Annotated in this window: 1 protein-coding gene; it reads left to right on the top strand. The window is 74.0% G+C overall.

The genetic code is table 11. The features are described 5' to 3' along the window. The first annotated feature begins 28 nt into the window (after nucleotides 1–28). Nucleotides 29–23,488: a non-ribosomal peptide synthase/polyketide synthase gene (locus ACIA77_RS06515; protein ID WP_395884760.1), complete on the top strand. Its 23,460-nt coding sequence runs from the start codon at nucleotides 29–31 to the stop codon at nucleotides 23,486–23,488. Nucleotides 23,489–23,493 lie beyond the last annotated feature (5 nt).

The raw sequence follows: 23,493 nt of genomic DNA, 5'->3' as shown, positions 1-23,493 counted from the left end.
GCTTTCAGTCAACGGTGGAGGCTCCCAGATGACCGGCGTCGTGCCCGGTTCCCCCTTGACCGCGGCGCAGGCCGGGGTCTTCTTCGCTCAGTCGCTCGCCCCGGCGGACCCGGCGTACCGCATCGGCTGGTACGCCGACGTGCGCGGCCGCGTCGACCTCACCCGGCTCGCCGGCGCGGTGCGCCGCGCGGTGGGTGAGGCCGAGGGTCTGCACGTCACGGCGAAGGCCGACGACTCCGGCGTGCCGCGGCAGTACCCCGCCGCCGTCGCGGACGACGTGCCGGTGACGGACCTGTCGAGCGAGGCCGATCCGGCGACGGCGGCGCACGCGTGGGTGCGCGCGGCGCTCGCCGAGCCGGTGGACCTCGCCCGCGGGCCGTTGACCGCGCACGCCCTGCTCGTGCTGGGGCCGGACCGGGTGTGGTGGGTACAGACCTACCATCACCTGGTGCTCGACGCGCACGGCCAGGCGGCGCTCACCCGCCGCGCCGCCGCGCACTACGCCGGCGCCGAGTCCACTGTGGAGTGGACGGTCGCCCCCCTGCTCGAGGCCGCGGACACGTACCGGAACTCCGCCGCGTACGAGACGGATCGGGCGTTCTGGCGGGAAAAGCTCGCCGGGCGGCCCGATCCGGTGCGCCTGGCCGGCGGGGACGGTGCGGTCGTGCGCCGCTGCGTCACCCTGCCGCCCGCACGTGCCGACGCGCTGCGCAAGTTCGCGGGCGATCACGGCACCCGGCTGTCGCGCGTGACGCTCGCGGCGCTGGCCGCCTACGCCCACTGCGTGACCGGGGCCGAGGACCTGGTGCTCGGCCTGCCCGTCGCCGCCCGCGCCGACGCCGTGCTGCGCGAGCGGCCCGGCATGCTGTCGAACCTGCTGCCGCTGCGGGTGTCCGCTCGGCCGGCGACGACGCCGGCCGAACTGGTCGCCGATATCACCCGCGAAGTCGCGGACCTGCTCGACCACGGCCGCTACCGCGGCGAAGACCTCGCCCGCGACCTGAGCCTCACCGGCGGGATGCACGAGCTGACCGGGCTGAGCCTCAACTTCCTGCCGGAGGTCTCGGTCGCGTTCGGCGAGGCCGCCGCCACCGTCCACAGCGTCGCGCTCGGGCCCGTCACCGACCTGGCCGTGACCGCGCACGACGCCGGCGCGGCCGGTGGCCTGCGGATCGAATTCGCCGCCGCGGCGGACGCCGATGAGCTGGCCGGCCACGAACGCCGGTTCCTCGCCGTGCTCGACGCGATGACGAACCAGCCGGACCGCCCGATCGCCGCCATCGACCTGCTCACGGCGCGCGAACGGCAGCTCGTGCTGACCGACTTCGCCACCTCACCGTTCGACTCTCCCGAGGTGACCTGGCCCGAGGCCTTCGCGAGGGTCGTCGTTAGGCAGCCCGACGCCGTCGCCGTGGTGTGCGAGGGCGACGAGCTCACCTACGCGCAGCTCGACGACGCCGCCAACCGGCTCGCCCGGTTGCTCGCGGCCCGCGGGGTCGGTGCCGAGGACGTGGTCGGCGTGGCGCTGCCGCGCTCGATCGACCTGGTCGTGGGCCTGCTGGGTGTGCTCAAGTCCGGCGCCGCGTACCTGCCGCTGGACCTCGACCACCCCGAGGACCGCCTGGCCTACCTGCTCACCGACTCCGGCGCGTCAGCCGTGCTGACCGTCGCGGAGTCCGCGGGTCAGCTGCCGGACCTCGACGGCGTCGGCCGGATCGAGCTCGACGATCCCGCCGTGCGCCGTGATCTCGACGCGCACGAGGGCGGCCCGGTCGACCTCGGTGACCTGCGGCTCGACCGCGCTGCCTACGTCATCTACACCTCCGGCTCCACCGGCCGGCCGAAGGGCGTGACCCTGACGCACGACGGCATCGGCAGCCTGATCACCACGGCCACCGAGCGCATCGGGATCACGCCGGAGAGCCGGGTCGTGCAGTTCGCGTCGGCCGGGTTCGACGTGACGGTGTGGGACCTCGTGATGTCGCTGTGCGTGGGCGGGCGCGTGATCGTCGTGCCGGCGCACCGGCGGGTCGCGGGTGTCGAACTCACCGGCTACATCGCGGACCACGCGGCGACGCACATGATCCTGCCGCCTTCGCTGGTGGCGGCGCTGCCGCCGGAGTGCGAGCTGCCGAAGGGCGCCGTGCTCATCGTCGGCACCGAGACTGTGCCGCCGGAGCTGATCGCCCGCTGGGCGAAGGACCTGCGCGTCGTCGCCGCGTACGGGCTCACCGAAGCGACGGTGAACTCCACGCTCTGGCCCGCCGAAGCGGACTGGACCGGGCCGATCCCCATCGGCCGCCCCGACCCCAACACGCGGTGCTACGTGCTCGACACCGCGCTCAACCCCGTGCCGCCGGGAGTGGAGGGCGAGCTGTACGTCGGCGGCCGGGGTCTCGCGCGCGGTTACGTCGGGCGCGCCGGGCTCACGGCCGAGCGGTTCGTCGCCGACCCGTTCGCCGGGCCGGGCGAGCGCATGTACCGCACCGGCGACCGCGTCCGCTGGCGCGCCGACGGCCACCTCGACTTCCTCGGCCGCGCCGATCACCAGGTGAAGATCCGCGGGTTCCGTGTTGAGCCCGGCGAGATCGAGTCCGTGCTCGCGGCGCACGACGGCGTCGCGCGCGTGGCCGTCGTGCCACGTGAGGTGAAGCCGGGCGACCGGCGGCTGATCGCGTACGTCGTGCCGGAGAGCGCGCCGGGCGCCGGGCGGGACGCCGCTCGCGAGGCCGCGCAGGTCGGCCGGTGGAAGGACGTGCACGAGCTGCTGTACTCGGTGGCCGACCGAGATCCGTTCGACGAGGGCTTCACCGGCTGGAACTCCAGCTACGACGGCGAACCGCTGCCGCTGGCCGACATGCGGGCGTGGCGGGAATCCACTGTGGACTCGATCCGGCGCCTGCGGCCGCGACGGGTGCTGGAGATCGGCGTCGGCAGCGGGCTCCTGCTGTCGAAGCTGGCGCCAGGCACCGACGAGTACTGGGCGCTGGACCTGTCGGAGGAGGTCGTGCGGCTGCTGGAGACGCGGGTCGCCGCGCGGCCGGAGCTGGCGGGCAAGGTGCACCTGCGGGTGCGGCCCGCCCACGAGCTCGGTGACCTGCCGGCGGGGCACTTCGACACGATCGTGCTCAACTCCGTCGTCCAGTACTTCCCGAGCGCCGGGTACCTCGTGGACGTGCTGAGCCAGGCCACGGGCCTGCTCGCCCCGGGCGGTTCGGTGTTCGTGGGCGACGTGCGCAACCTGAGCCTGCAGCGCGTGCTGCGGGCCGGCATCGCGGCGGCGCAGGGCGACCCGGCCTTGGCGGATGTCGACTCGGCGGTCGCGCGCGAAGACGAGCTGGTGCTCGACCCCGGGTTCTTCGCCGGGCTGCCGCAGCGGAGCGGCGCGTTCGCGACGGCCGACATCCGCTTGAAGCGCACGACGTACGAGAACGAGCTCAGCCGGTACCGCTACGACGTCGTGCTGCGCACCGAATCGGTGCGCGCAGAAGAAATCCCGGTGGTGCCATGGGCCACCCTGGGGTCGTCCGGCGCGCTCTCCGCGCACCTCGCCGAGCACGGCCCGGCGGCGGTGCGCGTCGCGGCGATCCCGAACGAACGGCTCATCCCGGACCTCACGGCGCTGCGCGCGCTCGGTGGCGAACTGCCGGCCGTGGCCGGCGCGGCGATGGATCCGGACGTCCTGGCCGAGCTGGCCGGCGCGGCCGGCTACCGCGCCGTGGCGACGTGGTCGGCCGAGGCGCCGACCGCGTTCGACCTGGTGCTCTCGCGCGAAGAACCGGTCGCGGCCTACCTGGGCGCGACCGAAGGGACGCTCGCCAACGTGCCGGTGGTCTACCGCGACCCGGCCACGTTGATGAAGGATCTGCGCGCGAGCGTCGAAGAGGCGCTGCCGCATTACCTGGTGCCCGCGGCGTTCGTGCCGCTGGACCGGCTGCCGATCATGACCAACGGCAAGCTCGACCGGGCCGCGCTGCCGCTGCCCGATTTCGCCGCGCTCGTGCAGGGCCGGGCCCCGCGCACCCCGCGGGAAACCGCGTTGTGCCGGGTGATGGCCGACGTCCTCGGCCTTTCTTCGGCCGGTGCGGACGACGACTTCTTCGCGCTCGGCGGCGACAGCATCTCCTCGATCCGGCTCGTGCTCGGCGCGGCCGGCCACGGCCTGGCCATCACCCCGCGCCAGGTGTTCCAGCACCGCACCGCCGAGGCCCTCGCCCGGTGTGCGGGCGAGGTGACCACTGTGGACGATTCGGCGGAACCGCTGCTCGAACTGTCCGAACAGGACCTCGCGGCGCTCGGCCCGCACGCCGAGGTGCTGCCGGTGACGCCGTTGCAGCAGGGGTTCTTCTTCCACGCCGCGTTCGAGGACGACGACGTGTACACCGTCCAGGAGATCTTCGACCTGGCCGGCGCGGTGGACCCGGCGACGCTGCGGCGTGCCGTTCAGGACCTGCTCGACCGGCACTCGTCACTGCGCTCGGGGTTCCGCCAGCTCGACGACGGCCGGGTGGTCCAGGTCGTGGCCGCCCACGCCGAGCTGCCGTGGCGGGAAGTGCCGGCCGACGCCGCGGCCGGCGCGCTGGCCGCCGACCGCGAACGTCGCTTCGCGCTGGACCGGCCGCCGCTGCTGCGCGCGACGCTGGCCGGCGGGGACCGGCTCGCGCTGACGTTCCACCACATCGTGGCCGACGGCTGGTCCGTCGCCGTGCTGGTCCGCGACCTCCTGGCCCGCTACGGAGCGACCGGACCCCTCGCGCCTGAACCGGCGTCGCGCCCCGCGCACCTGCGCCGGCTCGCTGCCCGGGACCACGACGCGGCGCGAAAGGCCTGGCGGACGGCGCTCGCGGGCATCGAGGAACCGACCCGCCTCGTCGGCCGGCCGGCCGGCGCCGAGCCACGACAGCCCTCGCGGGTGCACTTCAGCGTCGACGCGGCGACGACCGCGCGCGTGACTGCGTTCGCCCGCGAGCACGGCCTCACGCTCGGCACCGTGCTGCACGGCGCGTGGGGCCTGCTGCTCGGCCGCCTCACCGGCCGCGGTGACCTGGTCTTCGGCAGTACCGTGTCCGGCCGTGACCCCGGCGTCGCGGGCATCGAAGACGCCGTCGGGCTCTACCTCAACACGCTGCCCGTGCGTGTCCGCTGGAACGGTGGCGACACCGTCGCGGGGCTGCTGCGGCGGCTGCAGGACGAGCAGGCGGCACTGCTGGACCACCAGCACCTCGGCCTCGCCGAGCTGCAGCGGATCGCCGGCGTCGGACAGGAGGAGCTGTTCGACACCCTCGTGGTGGTCGAGAACTACCCGCGGGAATACGACACCGCGGGGGTGCTGCGCGTGACCGGGGTCGAGGTCGTCGACGCGGTGCACTACCCGGTCGCGCTCATCGCGACCCCCGGCGACACGCTCGAGTTCGGCCTCAAGTTCGACGGGGCGCGCCTCGGCGCGCGGGCGGCCGAGCGGCTCGCGGAGCGGTTCGTGCGGGTGCTGGAATCCTTCGCCGCGGCGCCGGATGCGCCGGTCGCGCACGTGGACCTCGTGTCGGCCGCGGAGCTGGAACGGCTGGGTGAGCTCAACGCCACGGCCGTCGCCGTCCCGGACCAGACGCTGCTGGCCGCGTTCGAACGGCACGTGGCGGACACGCCGGACGCCATCGCCGTGGTGGCCGAAGCCGAACGACTGTCCTATGCGGACCTCGACGCACGCGCCGCCGTGCTGGCCCGCCGGCTTCGCGCGCGGGGCGCCGGGCCCGGTTCGGTCGTCGGCGTGGCCGTGCCGCGGTCGGCCGGGCTGATGGTGGCGCTGCTGGGCGTGCTCAAGGCCGGTGCGGCGTACCTGCCCCTCGATCTCGACTACCCGGCGGACCGCCTCGAGTACATGCTCACCGACTCCGGCGCGCGGCTCGTCGTCACCGAACCCGCCACCGCCGCCCGGGTGCCGGCCGGGCCGGAGCTGGTGCCGGTCGACGGCCCGGTCGTCGCCGAGACCCCCGGCCCGGTCGCCGGGCCGGACGACGCCGCCTACCTGATCTACACGTCCGGGTCGACGGGGCGGCCCAAGGGCGTGCTGGTCACGCACCGCGCGATCGTCAACCGGCTCGCGTGGATGCAGCACGAGTACCGGCTGACGGCCGACGACCGGGTGCTGCAGAAGACGCCGTCGAGCTTCGACGTGTCCGTGTGGGAGTTCTTCTGGGCGCTGCGCGAAGGCGCCGCTGTCGTGTTCGCCCGCCCCGACGGGCACCGCGACCCGGCTTACCTCGCCGACGTGATCCGCGAGCAGCAGGTGACGACGCTGCACTTCGTGCCGTCGATGCTGACTGCGTTCCTGTCCGTCGACGAGGTCACCGAAGACCCGCGCTGGGCCGCCCCGCTGCGCCGTGTCTTCACCAGCGGCGAAGCGCTGCCCGGTGAGGCCGCCGCGCGCTGGCGGCAGCTGACCGGCGTGCCGCTGCACAACCTCTACGGCCCGACCGAGGCGGCCGTGGACGTGTCGTACTTCCCGTTCCGCGGCGGCCCGGAAACCACCGTCCCGATCGGACGTCCGGTGTGGAACACGCGCCTGCTCGTGCTCGACACCTGCCTGCGGCCGGTGCCCGACGGCGTGCCCGGCGAGCTCTACCTCGGCGGCGTGCAGCTGGCGCGTGGCTACCACGGCCGGCCCGGGCTGACGGCCGAACGGTTCGTGGCCGACCCGTTCGGCGAACCGGGCTCCCAGCTCTACCGCACGGGTGACCTGGTGCAACGCCGCGCGGACGGCGAGCTGGAGTACCTGGGCCGCACCGACCGGCAGGTCAAGATCCGCGGCAACCGCGTGGAGCCGGGCGAGATCGAGGCCGTCCTGGCGGCCCAGCCCGGCGTTCGCGCGGCCGCCGTGGTCGTCCGTGACGGCGCGCTCGTCGGCTACGTCGCCGGCTCGGCGGAGGCGGACGAGCTGCGGGCGGCGCTGACCGCCGCGGTGCCCGCGACGATGGTGCCCCACGCGCTCGTCGTGCTCGACGAGTTCCCGCTCACCCCGAGCGGCAAGCTCGACACCCGGGCCCTGCCGGCCCCGCAGGTGCCGGCCGCGCCGGCGACGACCGACCGGGGCGACGCCCGCGAATCCGCGCTCGCGGCGATCTTCGCCGACGTGCTGGGGCTGGCCGGCGTCGGCCCCGACGGCGACTTCTTCCTCCTCGGCGGCGACAGCATCACGTCGATCAGCGTGTCGAGCCGGGCGCGGCGCGCGGGCTTCGCCCTGAGCCCCAAGGACGTCTTCACCCACCGCACGCCCGCGGCGCTGGCGGCGCTGTTCGGAGAACCCGTGGCGCCGGCCGGGGAGGCCGCGGATCCGGACGGTGTCGGTGACGTCCCGCTGCTGCCCGAGGTCCACCGGCTGCGCGAACTCGGCGACGCGGCTGCCGAGTCGGTCGAGCTGCGGATCCCGGCCGACGCGGATCCGGAGAGCTTGGCCGCGGCGCTGCAGGCCGTGCTCGACCACCACGAGGGGCTGCGGCTCAAGCGCAGCCGCGTCGCGTCGGTGCTGTGGTCGCTCGAAACCCGGCCGGCGGGCGCGGTCGACGCCGTGGACGTGCTGCAGGGCGACAGGTTCGACCCGGACGCCGGACACCTGCTGCGTGCCGTGCGCGACGGCGACCGGCTCCGGCTGTCGGCCCACCCGCTGCTGCTGGACGCGGTGTCGTGGCCGGTGCTCGCCGCCGACCTGGCGACCGCGTGGACCGCGGTGCAGGCCGGTCGCGCTCCGGTGTTCGCCGCCGTCGGAACGTCGTTGCGCACCCACGCCCGCGCGGTGACCGAGCGGGCGCAGGCACCGGAACTGCTGGCCGGCCTCGAGCACTGGGCGGCGACGCTCGCGCCCGGCGCGGCCACCATCCCGGCCGGTGCCGCGCGGATCGAACGGACTGTGCGGTTCCCGGTCGAGCAGAGCCGTGCCCTCGTCGAGGACCTGCCCGCTTCCGTTCGTGGCGACGTCACCGACGTGCTGCTCACCGCGCTCGCCCGAGCCGGCGGCGAGCTGGTCGTCGACGTCCAGGACCGTCCACAAGGGACCCCGGAGGTGGTCGGCGCGCTGCACGCGGTGCGCCCGGTGCGGCTCACGGCCACGGACCTCAAACAGGTCAAGGATCTCGTGCGCGCCGCACCCGACCCGCTCGGCTACGGCCTGCTGCGCTACCTCAACCCGCAGGCCGCGCCGCTGTTCGCGCAGCTGGCGCGCGCCGACGTGCTCCTGCGCTACGCGGGCCGCGTGCCCGCCGGCGACGCCGACTGGGCGTTCACGGCCGGCCCGGGGGTGCCCGTCGGCGCCCACGCGTTGCGGGTCGGCGCCACCTGCGAGGACACCGCCGACGGCCCGGTCCTGGCGCTGCACGTCGCGGGCCCGGCGGACGTGGTCGACGCCGTCCTCGAGGCGCTGGCCGAACTCGCCGCGGCCGACGTCGCCACAGCCGGCCTGACCACGTCGGACCTCGCGCTGGTCGAGCTGGCGCAGGACGAGATCGACCACGTCGAACGGCTGAGCCCGCTGCCGCTGGCCGACATCTGGCCACTTTCGCCGCTGCAGGAAGGCCTGTTCTTCCACTCCAGCTACGACACCTCGCGCGTGGACGTCTACACGATCCAGGAGGCCGTCGACTTCGCCCGGCACCTCGACGCCGACCGCCTGCGGGCCGCGTGCACCGCGCTGCTGGAGCGCACCCCGAGCCTGCGCGCGGGCTTCACCAGCGAAGGCCTGCGCGGCCCGGTGCAGTTCGTCACCGCCGGATTCGGCCCGCCGGTGACCGAAGTGGATCTGCGCGGACTGTCCGAAGCGGACCGCGAGGCGCGCCTGGCCGAGCTGATGGAACGCGACCGGACGACGCGCTTCGACCTCGGCCGCCCGCCGCTGTTCCGGATCACGCTCGTGCGGCTCGGCGCCGAGCGCGACCGCGTGGTCCTCAACCGGCACCTGCTGCTGTGGGACGGCTGGTCCGCGTGGCTGTTCCTGGAACAGCTCTTCGCGCACTACGAGGGCGGCGCGGTGCCGGCCGGGGGGTCCTATGTGGACTACCTGGAGTGGCTGTCGCGCCAGGACGTCGACGAGGCCGCGGCCGCGTGGCGCGCGGCGCTGTCCGGGCTGAGCGAGCCGACGCTGATCGGCCCCGACACCCAGGGCCTCGAACCCGTGACCCCGGTCAACCTCGACGCGCACCTCTCGCCCGAGCTGACCCGCCGCGTCCGCGACCGAGCCCGCCGCCACGGCCTCACGGTGAACTCCGTGCTCAACGCGGCGTGGGCGCTCGTGCTGTCCACCATGGTCGGGCGCACCGACGTGGTGTTCGGCGCCGCCGTCGCCGGCCGCCCGGCCGCGGTGCCGGACATCGAGACCACGATCGGCCTGTTCCTCAACACCGTGCCGGCGCGCGTCCGGCTGCGGCCGGACGAACCGGTGCTCGACCTCCTGCGGCGCTTGCAGGCCGAGCGGCTGGACCTCACTCCGTACGAGTTCATGAGCCTCGGTGTGCTCCAGCGCGAGGCCGGGCACCGGGTCCTGTTCGACACGCTGTTCGTGCTTCGCGGCGCCGACGGCGACGAGCGCTACGCCGGGCTGCGGCACCGGCACGGCATCACGAACCTCGTGAACGTCGACGCCACGCACTACCCGCTGACGCTCGTCGTCACGCCCGGCGAAGCGATGCGCGTGACGCTGTCCTACCGCGCCGACGTGATCCCAGCGGACCAGGCCGAGGTGCTGCTGGCCCGCTACACCAGCCTCGTCGAGCAGCTCGTCGGCGACCTCACCGCCCCCGTCGGCGCGCTCGAAACCGTGTCAGCGCAACGCCGCGCGGAGCTGGCGCAGCTCTGGTCGGCGACCGAGCACCCGGTGGTCGAGGACACCGTCGCGGACCTCCTCGCGGCCCAGGCCGCGCGCACGCCGGACGCGACCGCGCTCGTCTTCGGTGAGCAGCGGCTCACGTACGCGGAGCTCGACGCGGCCGTGAACCGCCTGGCACGGCTGCTGCTTTCGCGTGGTGCCGAACCGGAGCGGGTGGTCGCCCTCGGGCTGCCGCGTTCGATCGACATGGTCGTCGCGCTGTTCGCGGTGCTGCGCACGGGCGCGGCGTACCTGCCGCTGGAGCTCGACTACCCGGCCGACCGGCTCGCGCTGATGCTCGACGACGCCGGGCCGCTGTGCCTGGTCACCACCACCGCTGTCGCCCCGGACCTGCCCGCCGGCCTGCCCCGCGTGTTGCTCGACAGCGCGGAGATCCGGGCCGAGCTCACCGCGCTGTCGGCGGGCGAACTGAATGACGCCGAACGGCCGCTGTTCAGCCGGGACCGCGCGGATCGCATGGCCCACCCCGCCTACGTCATCTACACCTCCGGCTCCACCGGGAAGCCGAAGGGGGTCGTCACGCCGTACCGCGGCCTGACGAACATGCAGCTCAACCACCAGGAAGCCATCTTCGGGCCCGCCATCGCGTCGGCCGGCGGCCGACGCCTGCGCATCGCGCACACCGTGTCGTTCGCGTTCGACATGTCGTGGGAAGAGCTGCTGTGGCTCGTCGAGGGCCACGAGGTGCACGTGTGCGACGAGGAACTGCGCCGTGACGCCCGCGCGCTCGTGGCGTACTGCGACCGCCACGAGGTCGATGTCGTCAACGTGACCCCGACGTACGCGCACCTGCTCATCGAGGAGGGTTTGCTCGACGACGGCCCCGGCAGTCACCGGCCCGCCCTGGTGCTGCTCGGCGGCGAAGCGGTGTCCGAATCGGTGTGGCACCGGCTGCGCGACACCGACGGCGTGTACGGCTACAACCTCTACGGCCCCACCGAGTACACGATCAACGCCCTCGGCGGCGGCACGACCGACAGCGCCACTCCCACCGTCGGCGAGCCCATCTGGAACACGCGTGCGTACATTGTGGACAGCTGGCTGCGGCCGGTGCCCGACGGCGTGCCGGGTGAGCTCTACATCGCCGGCGCGGGCCTGGCCCGCGGTTACCTCGGGCGCCCCGCACTGACGGCGGAGCGGTTCGTCGCCGACCCGTTCGGCGAACCCGGGGCGCGCATGTACCGCACCGGTGACCTCGTCCGCCGCCGGCCCGACGGGAACCTCGACTTCCTCGGCCGCACCGACGACCAGGTCAAGATCCGCGGCTACCGGGTGGAATTGGGCGAGATCGAGACGGCGCTGGCGCGGCACCCGCAGGTGGGGCAGGCGGCGGTGCTGGCGCGACCGGATCCGTCGGCACCCGGGCTGCAGCGGCTCGTCGGTTACGTCGTGCCCGCCGAGCTGAGCGGCACCGCGCGCGACGCGGCCGAAGCCGACCAGGTCGGGGAGTGGCAGCAGATCTACTCCGACGAGTACACCGAGATCCCGGCCGCGCTGTTCACCGAGGACTTCGCCGGCTGGGATTCGAGTTACGACGGGGCGCCGATCCCGCTCGCGCACATGCGGGAGTGGCGCTCGGCGACCGTCGCGCGCATCCGGGAGCTGGCGCCGCGGCGGATCCTGGAGATCGGCGTCGGCACCGGCCTGCTCATGGGGCAGCTCGCGCCGCACACCGAGGAGTACTGGGGCACGGACCTCGCCGCGCCGGTGATCGGCAAGCTCACGCGCGAGCTCGAGCGGGATCCGGCGCTGGCCGCGAAAATCACGCTGCGGGCGCAGCCGGCGGACGAGTTCACCGGCCTGCCGCACGGGCACTTCGACACCGTGGTGCTCAACTCGGTGATCCAGTACTTCCCCAGCGTCGACTACCTGACGGGCGTGCTGAGCAGCGCGCTGGACCTGCTGGCGCCCGGCGGTTCACTGTTCGTCGGCGACGTCCGGAACCTGCGGCTCGCCCGCTCGTTACACACGGCCATCCAGCTGACCCGCGCCGACGCGACGTCCGACGTCGCTGCGCTGCGGCGCGCGATCGAACGCGGGGCCGCGCTGGAGAAGGAGCTGCTGCTCGACCCGGACTACTTCACCGCGCTCGCGCACACGCTGCCCGGCGTCGGCGCACGCATCCGCGTGAAACGCGCCGCGCTGCACAACGAGCTCAGCCGCTACCGCTACGACGTGGTGCTCAGCAAGGACCCGGCCGGCGAGGTGCCGGTCGCGCAGGCGCCGCGCCTGCTGTGGGACGAGGTGGGTTCGCTCGCCGCGCTGGAACCGCAGCTCACCGGTGACCGGCTGCGCGTGAGCCGGATCCCGGACGCCCGGCTCGCCGCGGAGTTCGCCGCGATGCGCGCGCTCGACGCGGGTGCACCGCTGCTCGACGTGCTCGACCGGTTCCACGGTCCCGGCGACGGGGTCGAACCGGAAGCGGTGCACCGACTCGGCGAACGGCGGGGCTACTCGGTGCACACCACGTGGTCGACCGGTGTGGACGGCGTGTTCGACGCGGTGTTCGTGCGTGGCGACGCACCGGTGTCGGGGCTGTACGCGCCCGCGGCGACCGGCACGAACCTCGCGCGGTTCGCGAACAGGCCCACCGCCGCGCGCGGCAGCGCCGACCTCGTCCAGGAACTGCGCGACGAGCTGAAGCGGCAGCTGCCGGACTACATGGTCCCGGCCGCGTTCGTGACCCTCGGCCGCCTGCCCCTGACCGACAACGGCAAGCTCAACGTCCGGGCTCTGCCGGACGCCGAGCCCGCGGTGGCCCTCGCGGAAAGCCGGCCGGCGGAGTCGCGCGAGGAAGAAGTGCTGTGCGCGCTGTTCGCCGAAGTCCTCGGCCTGGAGCGCGTCGGCGTGGAGGACTCGTTCTTCGACCTCGGCGGGCACTCCCTGCTGGCCACCCGGCTGATCAGCCGGGCGCGGACCGAACTGGGCGCGGAACTGGCGATCAAGGACCTGTTCGAGACACCGACCCCGGCGGAACTCGCCGCGCGGGCGGGCTCGACGGCGCCGGCGCGTCCGGCCGTCGTGCCGCGAGAGCGGCCGGAACGGATCCCGTTGTCGGCCGCGCAACGGCGGATGTGGGTGCTCGACCGCATCGGCACCACGGCGGCGGCGTACACGTACCCGCTGTTCGTGCGCCTGCGCGGACCGCTCGACGTGGAGGCGCTGCGGCTCGCGTTCGGTGACGTGCTGGCGCGGCACGAGGTGCTGCGCACGGTGCTCGCCGAGCACGAGGGCGAGCCGTACCAGTCCGTCGTGGACTCCCCGGAGATCCCGCTGGCCGCGGGCGACTGCGCTGAGTCCGAAGTGGACGAAAAGGTCGCGCAGCTCGCGCGGCGACGATTCGACCTCGCCTGCGAGCTGCCCGTGCGGATCGACGTGCTGCGCGTCGCGGACGACGACCACGTCGTGGCCGTGCTGCTGCACCACGCCGTGACCGACGAATGGTCCGACCGGCCGTTCCTGACGGATCTGGGCACGGCCTACGCGGCCCGCCTGCGGGGCGGCGCTCCCGAGTGGACTCCGCTGCCGGTGCAGTACGCGGACTTCGCGTTGTGGCAACAGGATTTCCTCGCCGACGCCGGAGCCGAGCAGCTCGGTTACTGGTCGGAGGCGCTGCGCGGACTGCCGGACGAGATCCCGCTGCCCGCCGACCGGCCGCGGCCCGCGCGGCCGAGCGGAGCCGGCGGCAAAGTGCGGTTGCCGCTCGACGGCGACCTCGCCGCGGCGGTGCGCGAGCTGGCGGCGAAGACCGGGGCGAGCCTGTTCATGGTGCTGCAGTCGGCTGTCGCCGCGCTGCTGCACCGGCTCGGCGCCGGCACCGACGTGCCGCTGGGCGCGCCGATCGCGGGCCGGACCGACGCGGCGGTCGACGACCTCGTCGGGTTCTTCGTGAACACCCTCGTGCTGCGCACGGACGTGAGCGGCGACCCGGCGTTCGGCGAGCTGCTGGCGCGGGTCAAGGCCGCCGACCTGGTCGCGTTCTCGCACCAGGACCTGCCGTTCGACCGCGTGGTGGAGGAGCTGAACCCGCCGCGCGTGCCCGGCCGCAACCCGTTGTTCCAGGTCATGGTCGGCTACCACTACCGGCCCGGCGGCGACCCGGACGCGCTCGGGCTGCCCACGACGTGGCTCGAACCCGGGCACGCGACGGCCAAGTTCGACTTGCATTTCACGCTCGTCGACGAAGCCGGCGACGGGCCGCTGACCCTCATGCTCGAATTTGCCGCGGATCGCTGGTCCGCCGATTCCGCGTGGCGGCTGCTCGCCCGGCTGGGCTCGGTGCTGCAGCAGGCATCGGAGGATCCGGCGGTGCCGGTCGCGGCGCTCGACGTCGTTTCCGAGGGTGAGCTCTCGGTCGTCGAGTCGTGGAACGCCACGGCCCACGAGGTCCCGGCGGTGACGCTGCCGGAGTTGTTCGAGGCTCAGGTGGTGCGGACGCCGGATGCGGCCGCGGTGGTGTTCGAGGGTCGCGAGCTCACGTATGCCGAGTTGAACGGGCGCGCGAATCGGCTGGCTCGGTGGTTGCGGGAGCGGGGTGTGGGGCCGGAGTCGGTGGTCGCGGTGTCGTTGCCGCGGTCGCTGGAGTTGATCGTGGCGTTGTATGCGATTCACAAGGCGGGTGCGGCGTATTTGCCGCTGGATCCGGATTACCCGGCTGAGCGTCGTGAGTTCATGGTGGCCGACGCGGCGCCGGCCGTGGTGCTGGGCGGTCCGGTGGACGTGAGCGCGTACGACTCGGCCGATCTCGGCGTGCGCGTCTCGCCCAGCGCTCCGGCCTACGTGATCTACACGTCGGGGTCCACCGGGAAACCCAAGGGTGTGGTGGTGCCGCACGCGGGCATCGTCAACCGGCTGCTGTGGATGCAGGCCGAGTACGGCCTGACCGGCGAAGACCGGGTGGTGCAGAAGACGCCGTCGAGTTTCGACGTGTCGGTGTGGGAGTTCTTCTGGCCCCTCATCACGGGCGCGACCCTCGTGGTGGCCAAACCCGAGGGCCACAAAGACCCGGGGTACCTGGCGCGGGTGATCCGCGACGAGCGCATCACGACCGTCCACTTCGTCCCGTCGATGCTCCGGCTGTTCCTCGACGAGGCCGCCGGCTGCACCGGTCTGCGCCGCGTGCTGTGCAGCGGCGAGGCCCTGCCGTCCGACGTGGCCACCCGGTTCGCGGAACTGCTGCCCGCCGAACTGCACAACCTCTACGGGCCGACGGAGGCCTCGGTCGACGTCACGGCGTACCCGGCCGTCGGGCCGTTCGCCGGACCCGGCGTGCCGCTGGGCCGTCCGGTGTGGAACACCGGCACTCACGTGCTCGACGCGCGGCTGCGGCCGGTGCCGCCGGGTGTGCCGGGGGAGTTGTACCTGTCCGGTGTCCAGCTCGCGCGCGGTTATCTCGCGCGGCCGGGGCTGACGGCCGAACGGTTCGTCGCGAACCCGTTCGGCGCGCCCGGAGAGCGGATGTACCGCACCGGGGACCTCGCGCGCTGGACGGCCGCCGGGGTGCTCGAGTTCCTGGGTCGCGTCGACCACCAGGTCAAGGTGCGCGGGTTCCGCGTCGAGCTCGGGGAGATCGAAGCCGCGCTCGCGGCGCTCGACGGCGTCACCGGCGCGGTGGTGCTCGCTCGTGACGAGCGCTTGGTCGCCTACGTCACCGGCGCTCCCGCCGACGTGCGGGCCGAGCTGGCGAAGACGCTGCCGGAGCACCTGGTGCCGGCCGCGGTCGTGGTGCTCGCCGAGTTCCCCGTGACCCCGAACGGCAAGCTCGACCGGGCCGCCCTGCCGGATCCGGAGTTCACCGCGGACGGCGGCCGCGAGCCGCGGACCGAGCGGGAACGCGAGCTGGCCACGGTGTTCGCGGCCGTGCTCGGGGTCGCGCAGCCGTCGATCGACGACGACTTCTTCGCCCTCGGCGGCCACTCGCTGCTGGTCATGCGGCTGGTGTCGCGCATCCGCGCGCTCGGCGCGGAGGTCAGCGTCCGCGACGTGTTCGAGGCTCCGACGGTCGCCCGGCTCGCCGAACGGCTCACCGCGCCCGCGGGCGACCGGCCCGAGCTCGCCGCGGGGGAACGGGCCGCGGTGCTGCCGCTCTCGGCGGCGCAGCAGCGGTTGTGGTTCCTGTCCCGGCTGGAAGGTCCGGCCACGACGTATTCGCTGCCCTACGCGTGGCGGCTGCGCGGCGAGCTGGACGCCGGCGCGCTGCGGAGCGCGTTCGGCGACGTCGTGCAGCGGCACGAGGTCCTGCGCACAGTGTTCGAAGAGCACGAGGGCGTCGCGGCGCAGCGCATCGTCGAAGCCCCGCTCGACTTCGCCACCGAGCGCGTCACTGACGCGGCCGCGCGGATGCAGTCCGAAGTGGACGTTCCGTTCCGCCTCGACGAGAAGCCGCCGGTGCGCGTGCGCCTGTACACCGAGGCGGACGACGAGCACGTGCTGTTCGTGCTGCTGCACCACGTGGTCACCGACGAGTGGTCCGAAGGCCCGTTGCTCGCGGACCTCGCCACGGCCTACCGCGCCCGCCTCGCGGGGAACGCACCCGAGTGGGCAGCGTTGCCGGTGCAGTACGCGGACTACGCGCTGTGGCACCGGACGCTGCTCGACGGTGAGCAGGATCGCCAGGCCGCCTTCTGGCGCGAGGCGCTCGCCGCGGTGCCGGAAGAACTCGACCTGCCCGCCGACCGGCCACGGCCGGCCGAGGCCAGCCACCGCGGCGGCACCGTCACGTTCGAGCTGCCGGCGGACCTGACGGCCCGGCTGCGGGAACTGGCGCTCGCGCACGACGTCAGCATGTTCATGCTCACGCAGGCCGCGGTCGCCACGCTGCTGCACCGCCTGGGCGCGGGCACGGACATCCCGCTCGGCGCCCCCGTTTCCGGCCGCTCCGACGAGGCGCTGACGGACCTGGTCGGGTTCTTCGTGAACTCGCTGGTCCTGCGCACGGACCTGGCCGGCGACCCGGGGTTCGGCGAGGTGCTGCGCCGCGTGCGGGAGACGGATCTGGCCGCGTTCGCCCACCAGGACCTGCCGTTCGACCGCGTCGTCGAAGCGGCCGGCCCGGACCGATCCCTCGCGCGGCACCCGCTGTTCCAGACCATGGTCGTGTACCTGCCGGCGGGCGCCGGTCCGCCGGAGCTGCCCGGGCTCACCGTCACGAGGGAAGACGTGGCGCAGGACGTCGCGAAGTTCGACCTGGAGTTCGGCTTCCTCGAGCAGCCCGGCGGCGTGCTCGCCGGCGCGGTCGAGTACAGCGCGGACCTGTTCGACCGCGCCACGGTGGAGTCCGTCGCGGCGCGCCTCGTGCGCGTGCTGGAGCAGGTCGCCGCCGACCCGGCCGCGCCGATCGGCTCGCTCGACGTCCTGTCCGCCACCGAATCGGCGACCTTGGACGCGGTGAACGGCACGGCCCACGAGGTCCCGGCGGTGACGCTGCCGGAGTTGTTCGAGGCTCAGGTCGCGCGGACGCCGGATGCGCGCGCGGTGGTGTTCGAAGGTGCGTCACTGTCTTATGCGGAGCTGAACGGGCGCGCGAATCAGCTGGCTCGGTGGTTGCGGGAGCGGGGCGCGGGGCCGGAGGCGGTCGTCGCGGTGTCGTTGCCACGGTCGCTGGAGCTGATCGTCGCGCTCTATGCCATCCACAAGGCGGGCGCGGCGTATTTGCCGCTGGATCCGGATTACCCGGCTGAGCGTCGTGAGTTCATGGTGGCCGACGCGGCCCCGGCCGTGGTACTGGACGGTCCGGTGGACACCGACGGCTACGACTCGGCGAACCTCGGCGTGCGCGTGGCTCGGGACGCGCCGGCGTACGTGATCTACACGTCGGGGTCGACCGGGCGGCCGAAGGGTGTGGTGGTGCCGCACGCGGGCATCGTCAACCGGTTGTTGTGGATGCAGGGCGAGTACGGTCTGACCTGCGAAGACCGGGTGGTGCAGAAGACGCCGTCGAGTTTCGACGTGTCGGTGTGGGAGTTCTTCTGGCCGTTGATCACGGGCGCGACCCTCGTGGTGGCCAAACCCGAGGGCCACAAGGATCCCGCGTACCTCGCCGGCCTGATCCGGCGGGAGGGCGTGACGACCGTCCACTTCGTCCCGTCGATGCTGGAAGTGTTCCTCGGCGAACCGGGTGCCCGCGAGTGCGCGAGTCTGCGCCGCGTCCTGTGCAGCGGCGAAGCGCTGCCGGCCGAACTGGTGCGGCGGTTCGACCTCGACGCCGAACTGCACAACTTGTACGGCCCCACGGAAGCCTCGGTGGACGTCACCGCCGCGCCCGCGCGGGTCGCGCCGTCGGGCCGGGTCGCGATCGGCCGTCCGGTGTGGAACACCGGCACCCACGTGCTCGACGCCCGTCTGCGGCCCGCGCCGCCGGGCGTGACCGGGGAGCTGTACCTGTCCGGTGTCCAGCTCGCGCGCGGCTATCTCGCGCGGCCCGGGCTGACGGCCGAACGATTCGTCGCGAACCCGTTCGGCGAACCCGGAGAGCGGATGTACCGCACCGGCGACCTCGCGCGCTGGACCGCGGACGGCGGGCTGGAGTTCCTCGGTCGCGCCGACGACCAGGTCAAGATCCGCGGCTTCCGCGTCGAGCTCGGTGAGATCGAAGCCGCGCTGGGTACCCACCCCGCCGTCGCGCAGGCCCGGGTGATCGTCCACGAAGGACGGCAGCTCGTCGCGTACGTCGTGCTGCACCGGCCGGCCGAGGAGCTGCTGGAGCACGTCGCCGGGACGCTGCCCGAGCACATTGTCCCCGCCGCCGTCGTGCCGCTCGCCGCCCTGCCGCTCACCCCGAGCGGCAAGCTCGACCGCCGCGCGCTGCCCGCGCCCGAGTTCGAGACCGGCGACGACGCACCGGCGACACCGCGGGAGGAGGTCCTCGCGCGGCTGGTGGCCGGTGTCCTCAGCCTGCCCCGGGTCGGCGTGCGTGACGACTTCTTCCGCCTCGGCGGCGACAGCATCGTCGCGATGCAGCTCGTCGCGCGCGCCCGCGCCGCCGGCCTGCTGCTCGGCGCGCGGGACGTGTTCCGCCACCGCACGGTGGCCGGGCTCGCCGAGGTCGCGGGGGAGCTGCTCGCCACGCCGGCGTCGGACGACGGCCGGCCGCTGCTGGAGCTGACCGAGGACGAACACGCGCAGCTGCGGGTGACGACGCCCGAGACGGCCGAGGTCTGGCCGCTCACGCCGCTGCAGTCCGGCCTGCTGTTCCTCTCGACCGCGGACACCGACGGCCCGGACGTCTACACCGTGCAGTTCGGGTTCGACCTCGACGGCCCGCTCGACGTCCCGCGCCTGCGGGCCGCGGTGCGCGCCGTGCTGGCCCGGCACCCCAACCTGCGCACGAGCTACCGGTACCTGGCGTCCGGCCGCCCGGTCGCGCTCGTCGCGCGCTCCGCCGAACCGGAGTGGCGGGAGTGGCGGGAGTGCGGGGACGACGGCCTCGAAGCGGAACTGGCCCACGAGCGCCGCCGGTTCGACGTCGCCGACGGGCCGTTGCTGCGGTTCCTGCTCGTGCGCTTCGCCGACGGGCACCACCGGCTCGTCGTCTCCCACCAGCACCTGCTGCTCGACGGCTGGTCCGTCCCGCAGCTGCTGGGCGAGCTGTCCGCGCTCTACGCCGGCCGCGAGCCGGCGCCGGCACCGTCGTACCGCGGGTACCTCGGCTGGCTGCGCGACCAGGACGCCACCACGGCCAAGGCGGCGTGGCGCGAGGCGCTCGCTGACCTGAGCGAGCCCACGCACCTCGCTCCGGTGGACCCGGACCGCGCACCGGCGCTGCCGCGGCGGCGGACCCTCGAGCTGACGGCGGAGTCGACGGCCGAGCTCACGGCGTTCGCCCGCGAACGCGGCTGGACGGTGAACACCCTGGTCCAGACGGCGTGGGGCCTGCTGCTCGGTGCCCTCACCGGGCGCACCGACGTGGTGTTCGGCGCGACCGTCGCCGGCCGCCCGCCGGAGCTGCCGGGCGTGGAGCGGATGCTCGGCCTGTTCATCACCACCGTGCCGGTGCGGGTGCGCCACGACCCGGCCGAACCGCTGGCGGTGCTGCTCGAGCGCGTGCAGGAGCAACAGTCCGCGCTGCTGCCGCACCAGCACATCGGCCTCGCCGACATCCAGCGCGAAGCGGGTCTGGGCGAGCTGTTCGACACGCTCGTGGTGTTCGAGAGCTACCCCGGCGCGGACGAAGAACCGGACGGCGACGGGCTGCACGCGGAGATCGTGGACCACCGCGACTCCACGCACTACCCGCTGACCTGGGCCGTCGAACCGGCCGAACGCCTGAAACTCACGGCCGAGTACCGCGCGGACCTGTTCACCGAGGAGACGGCCGAGCGGCTGCTCACCGGGATGCGGCTGCTGCTGGCCGCGCTGGTGTCCGATGTGGACCGTCCGACCGGGACGGTCGACGTGCTGCCGGCGCAGCTGCGGGAGCGGATCCTGCACGACTGGACCGACACGGCGCTCGACGTCGAACCGGACACGGTGGCCGGGCTGTTCGAGACCCAGGTGCGCCGTTCTCCGGACGCGGTCGCCGTCGCAGGGGGCGCGACCTGGACGTTCGCCGAGCTCAACGCCCGCGCCAACCGCCTCGCCCGGGCACTCGTCGAACGCGGCGCCGGTCCGGAGACCCTGGTGGCGCTCGCGCTGCCGCGGTCGGCCGAGATGCTCACGGCGATCCTGGCTGTGCACAAGGCCGGTGCCGCGTACCTGCCACTCGACCCGGACTACCCGGCCGAGCGGCTCGCGGCGATGCTCGCCGACGCCCAGCCGGGCCTGCTGCTCACGGTGCCCGAGCTGACGGGCTCGGTGCGGGAACTCGCCGCCACGGCGCTGCTGCCGGACCTGCTCGCCCTCGACCGGCCCGGCACCGATCTGACCGACGGTGATCGCCTGCGCCCGCTGCGACCCGAGCACGCGGCGTACGTGATCTACACGTCGGGCTCCACCGGGACGCCGAAGGGCGTGGTCGTGCCGCACTCGGGTCTGGTGAACCTGTTCCACAGCCACTGGGCGGCGCTGCACCGCCCGGCCGTGGCGCGGACGGGGCGCGAACACCTGCGGGTGGGCCACGCGTGGTCGTTCTCCTTCGACGCGTCGTGGCAGCCGCAGCTGTGGCTGCTCGACGGCCACGCCGTGCACGTGGTGCCCGACGAGGTGCGCCGTGACCCCGAGCAGCTGGCGGCGCTGATCCGGCGGGAAGCACTGGACTTCATCGAGGTCACGCCGTCGCTGTTCACGCAGCTGGCCGACGCCGGGCTGGTGGAGGGCGACCGCTGCCCGCTCCCCGTGGTCGGCGTCGGCGGCGAAGCCGTGCCCGACGCGCTGTGGCGCCGGCTGGCCGCGCTCGACGGGACCGAGGCGGTCAACCTGTACGGCCCGACGGAGTCCACAGTGGACGCCCTCCTCGCGCGGATCGCGGACAGCGAGCGGCCGCTCGTGGGCCGCCCGGTGGCCAACACCCGCGCCTACGTGCTCGACGGATCGTTGCGGCCCGTGCCGCCCGGCGTGACGGGGGAGCTGTACCTCGCCGGCGCCGGCCTGGCCCGCGGCTACCTCGGCCGGTCGGCGCTCACCGCCGAGCGGTTCGTGGCCGACCCGTACGGCGAGCCCGGCACCCGCATGTACCGCACCGGCGACCTCGCGCGCTGGACCGAGGACGGGCGGCTCGACTTCGGCGGCCGCGCCGACGACCAGGTCAAGATCCGCGGCTTCCGCGTGGAGCCGGCGGAGGTCGAGGCCGCGCTGGACCGGCACCCGGCCGTCGCGCAGACCGTGGTCGTCGTGCGGGCGGATCGGGTGAAGCAGCTGGTCGCGTACGTCGTGCCGGGCGCACCGGTCGACGCGGCCGAATTGCGGCGCCACGCCGTCGCCGTGCTGCCCGACCACCTGGTGCCGGCCGCGTTCGTGGTGCTCGACGCACTTCCGGTGCTGGCCAACGGGAAGCTCGACCGGGCCGCGCTGCCCGCGCCCGACTTTTCGGGTCAGGTCGGCGGCCGGGCGCCCTCGACCGACCGGGAGCGTGAGCTGTGCGCACTGGTCGGCGACGTGCTCGGCGTGCCGGGTCTCGGCGTCGACGACGACTTCTTCGCCCTCGGCGGGGACAGCATCGTCGCGATGCAGCTCGTGGCCAGGGCGCGCGCGGGCGGGCTGCGGATTTCGCCGCGGGACGTGTTCCGCCACCGGACCGTGGCGGGGCTGGCCGAGGTCGCGACCGAGGTGCGTGACGTGACCGTGGTGCGCGACGACGGCACCGGCACGGCCGGCCTGACCCCGATCATGCACGCGCTGCGTGAGCTCGGCGGGCCGATCGCCGGGTACCACCAGGCGGCGCTGCTCCGCACGCCCGCGCAGCTGACGAGCGAGACCCTCACCGCCGTGCTGCAGGCGGTCGCCGACCGGCACCCGATGCTGCGGGCGCGGCTCGACCGGTCGCCTGCCCGGTGGGCGCTGCAGGTGCCCGGCCCGGTCGGCGTGACGGACTGGGTGTCGCGAGTGGACGTTCGCGGCCTCTCCGGCGAGGCGCTGGAGAAGGTGATCGCCGAAGAGGCACTGGCCACGCGGGCGCGGCTCGACCCGGACGCCGGTGCGATGCTGCGTGCGACCTGGTTCGACGCCGGCGAGGCGCGGGGCCGGCTGTTGGTGCTGATCCACCACCTCGTGATCGACGGCGTGTCGTGGCGCGTGCTGCTGCCGGACTTCGCGCAGGCGTGGGAGGCGGTTTCGGCCGGCCGGAAGCCGGAACCGGCACCGGTGGACGTGTCGTTCCGCCGCTGGTCGGAGGAGCTCGCCGCCCGCGCGGCCGACCCCCGCCGCGAAGTGGAGCTGGACCACTGGCGGTCGGTGCTCAGCGGCGGCGATACATTGCCGCTGCAGCGGCCGCGGGATCCGGAACGCGACGTCGAATCCTCCGTGGAGAGCCTCGCGGTGACGCTGTCGCCGGACGTCACGGGCCCGCTGCTGGGCCGCGCGCCCGCCGCGCTGCGGGCGACGGTCAACGACGTGCTGCTCACCGGCCTCGCGCTCGCGGTCGCCGACTGGCGCCGCCGCCACGGCGCGGGGGAGGGCACCGCGACGCTCGTCGACCTCGAAGGCCACGGCCGCGAGGACGAACTGGCCGGCGGGGCAGACCTGTCCCGCACCGTCGGCTGGTTCACCAGCGTCGTGCCCGTCTGCCTCGACCTCGGCGAACTCGACCTCGCCGACGCGTTCGCCGGCGGCCCCGCCGCGCGGACCGCGCTGGCGCGGGTACAGGCCGGATTGGCCGCGGCACCCGTCGCCGGGATGGGCTTCGGGTTGCTGCGGCACCTGAACCCGGTGACCGGGCCCGAACTCGCCGCGCTGCCCGCGCCGGAGCTCGAGTTCAACTACATGGGCCGGTTCGGCCACGCCGGCGGCGGCGACTGGGAGTACGCCCCCGAAGGCGACGCCGCGGACCTCGGCGCCGACCCGGGCAAGCGGGTGTCGCACGCGCTCACGGTCAACGCACTGGCCGAGGAACAGCCGGCGGGGCCGGCACTGGCGGTGTACTGGTCGTGGCCCGCGGCCGTCGCGTCCGCCGGCACGGTCCGGGATCTGGCCGACACGTGGTTCCGCGCTCTCGGCGCGCTGGTCCGCCTCGCAGCAGAAGAACACTGAACCCA

The sequence above is a fragment of the Amycolatopsis sp. NPDC051903 genome (assembly GCF_044452505.1).
Lineage (GTDB): Bacteria > Actinomycetota > Actinomycetes > Mycobacteriales > Pseudonocardiaceae > Amycolatopsis.
This window is presented reverse-complemented; position numbering and strand designations above follow the sequence as displayed.

Excerpts from the sequence above, each read along its gene's own strand:
- ACIA77_RS06515 (WP_395884760.1), top strand. The coding sequence starts at position 29 with ATGACCGGCGTCGTGCCCGGTTCCCCCTTGACCGCGGCGCAGGCCGGG.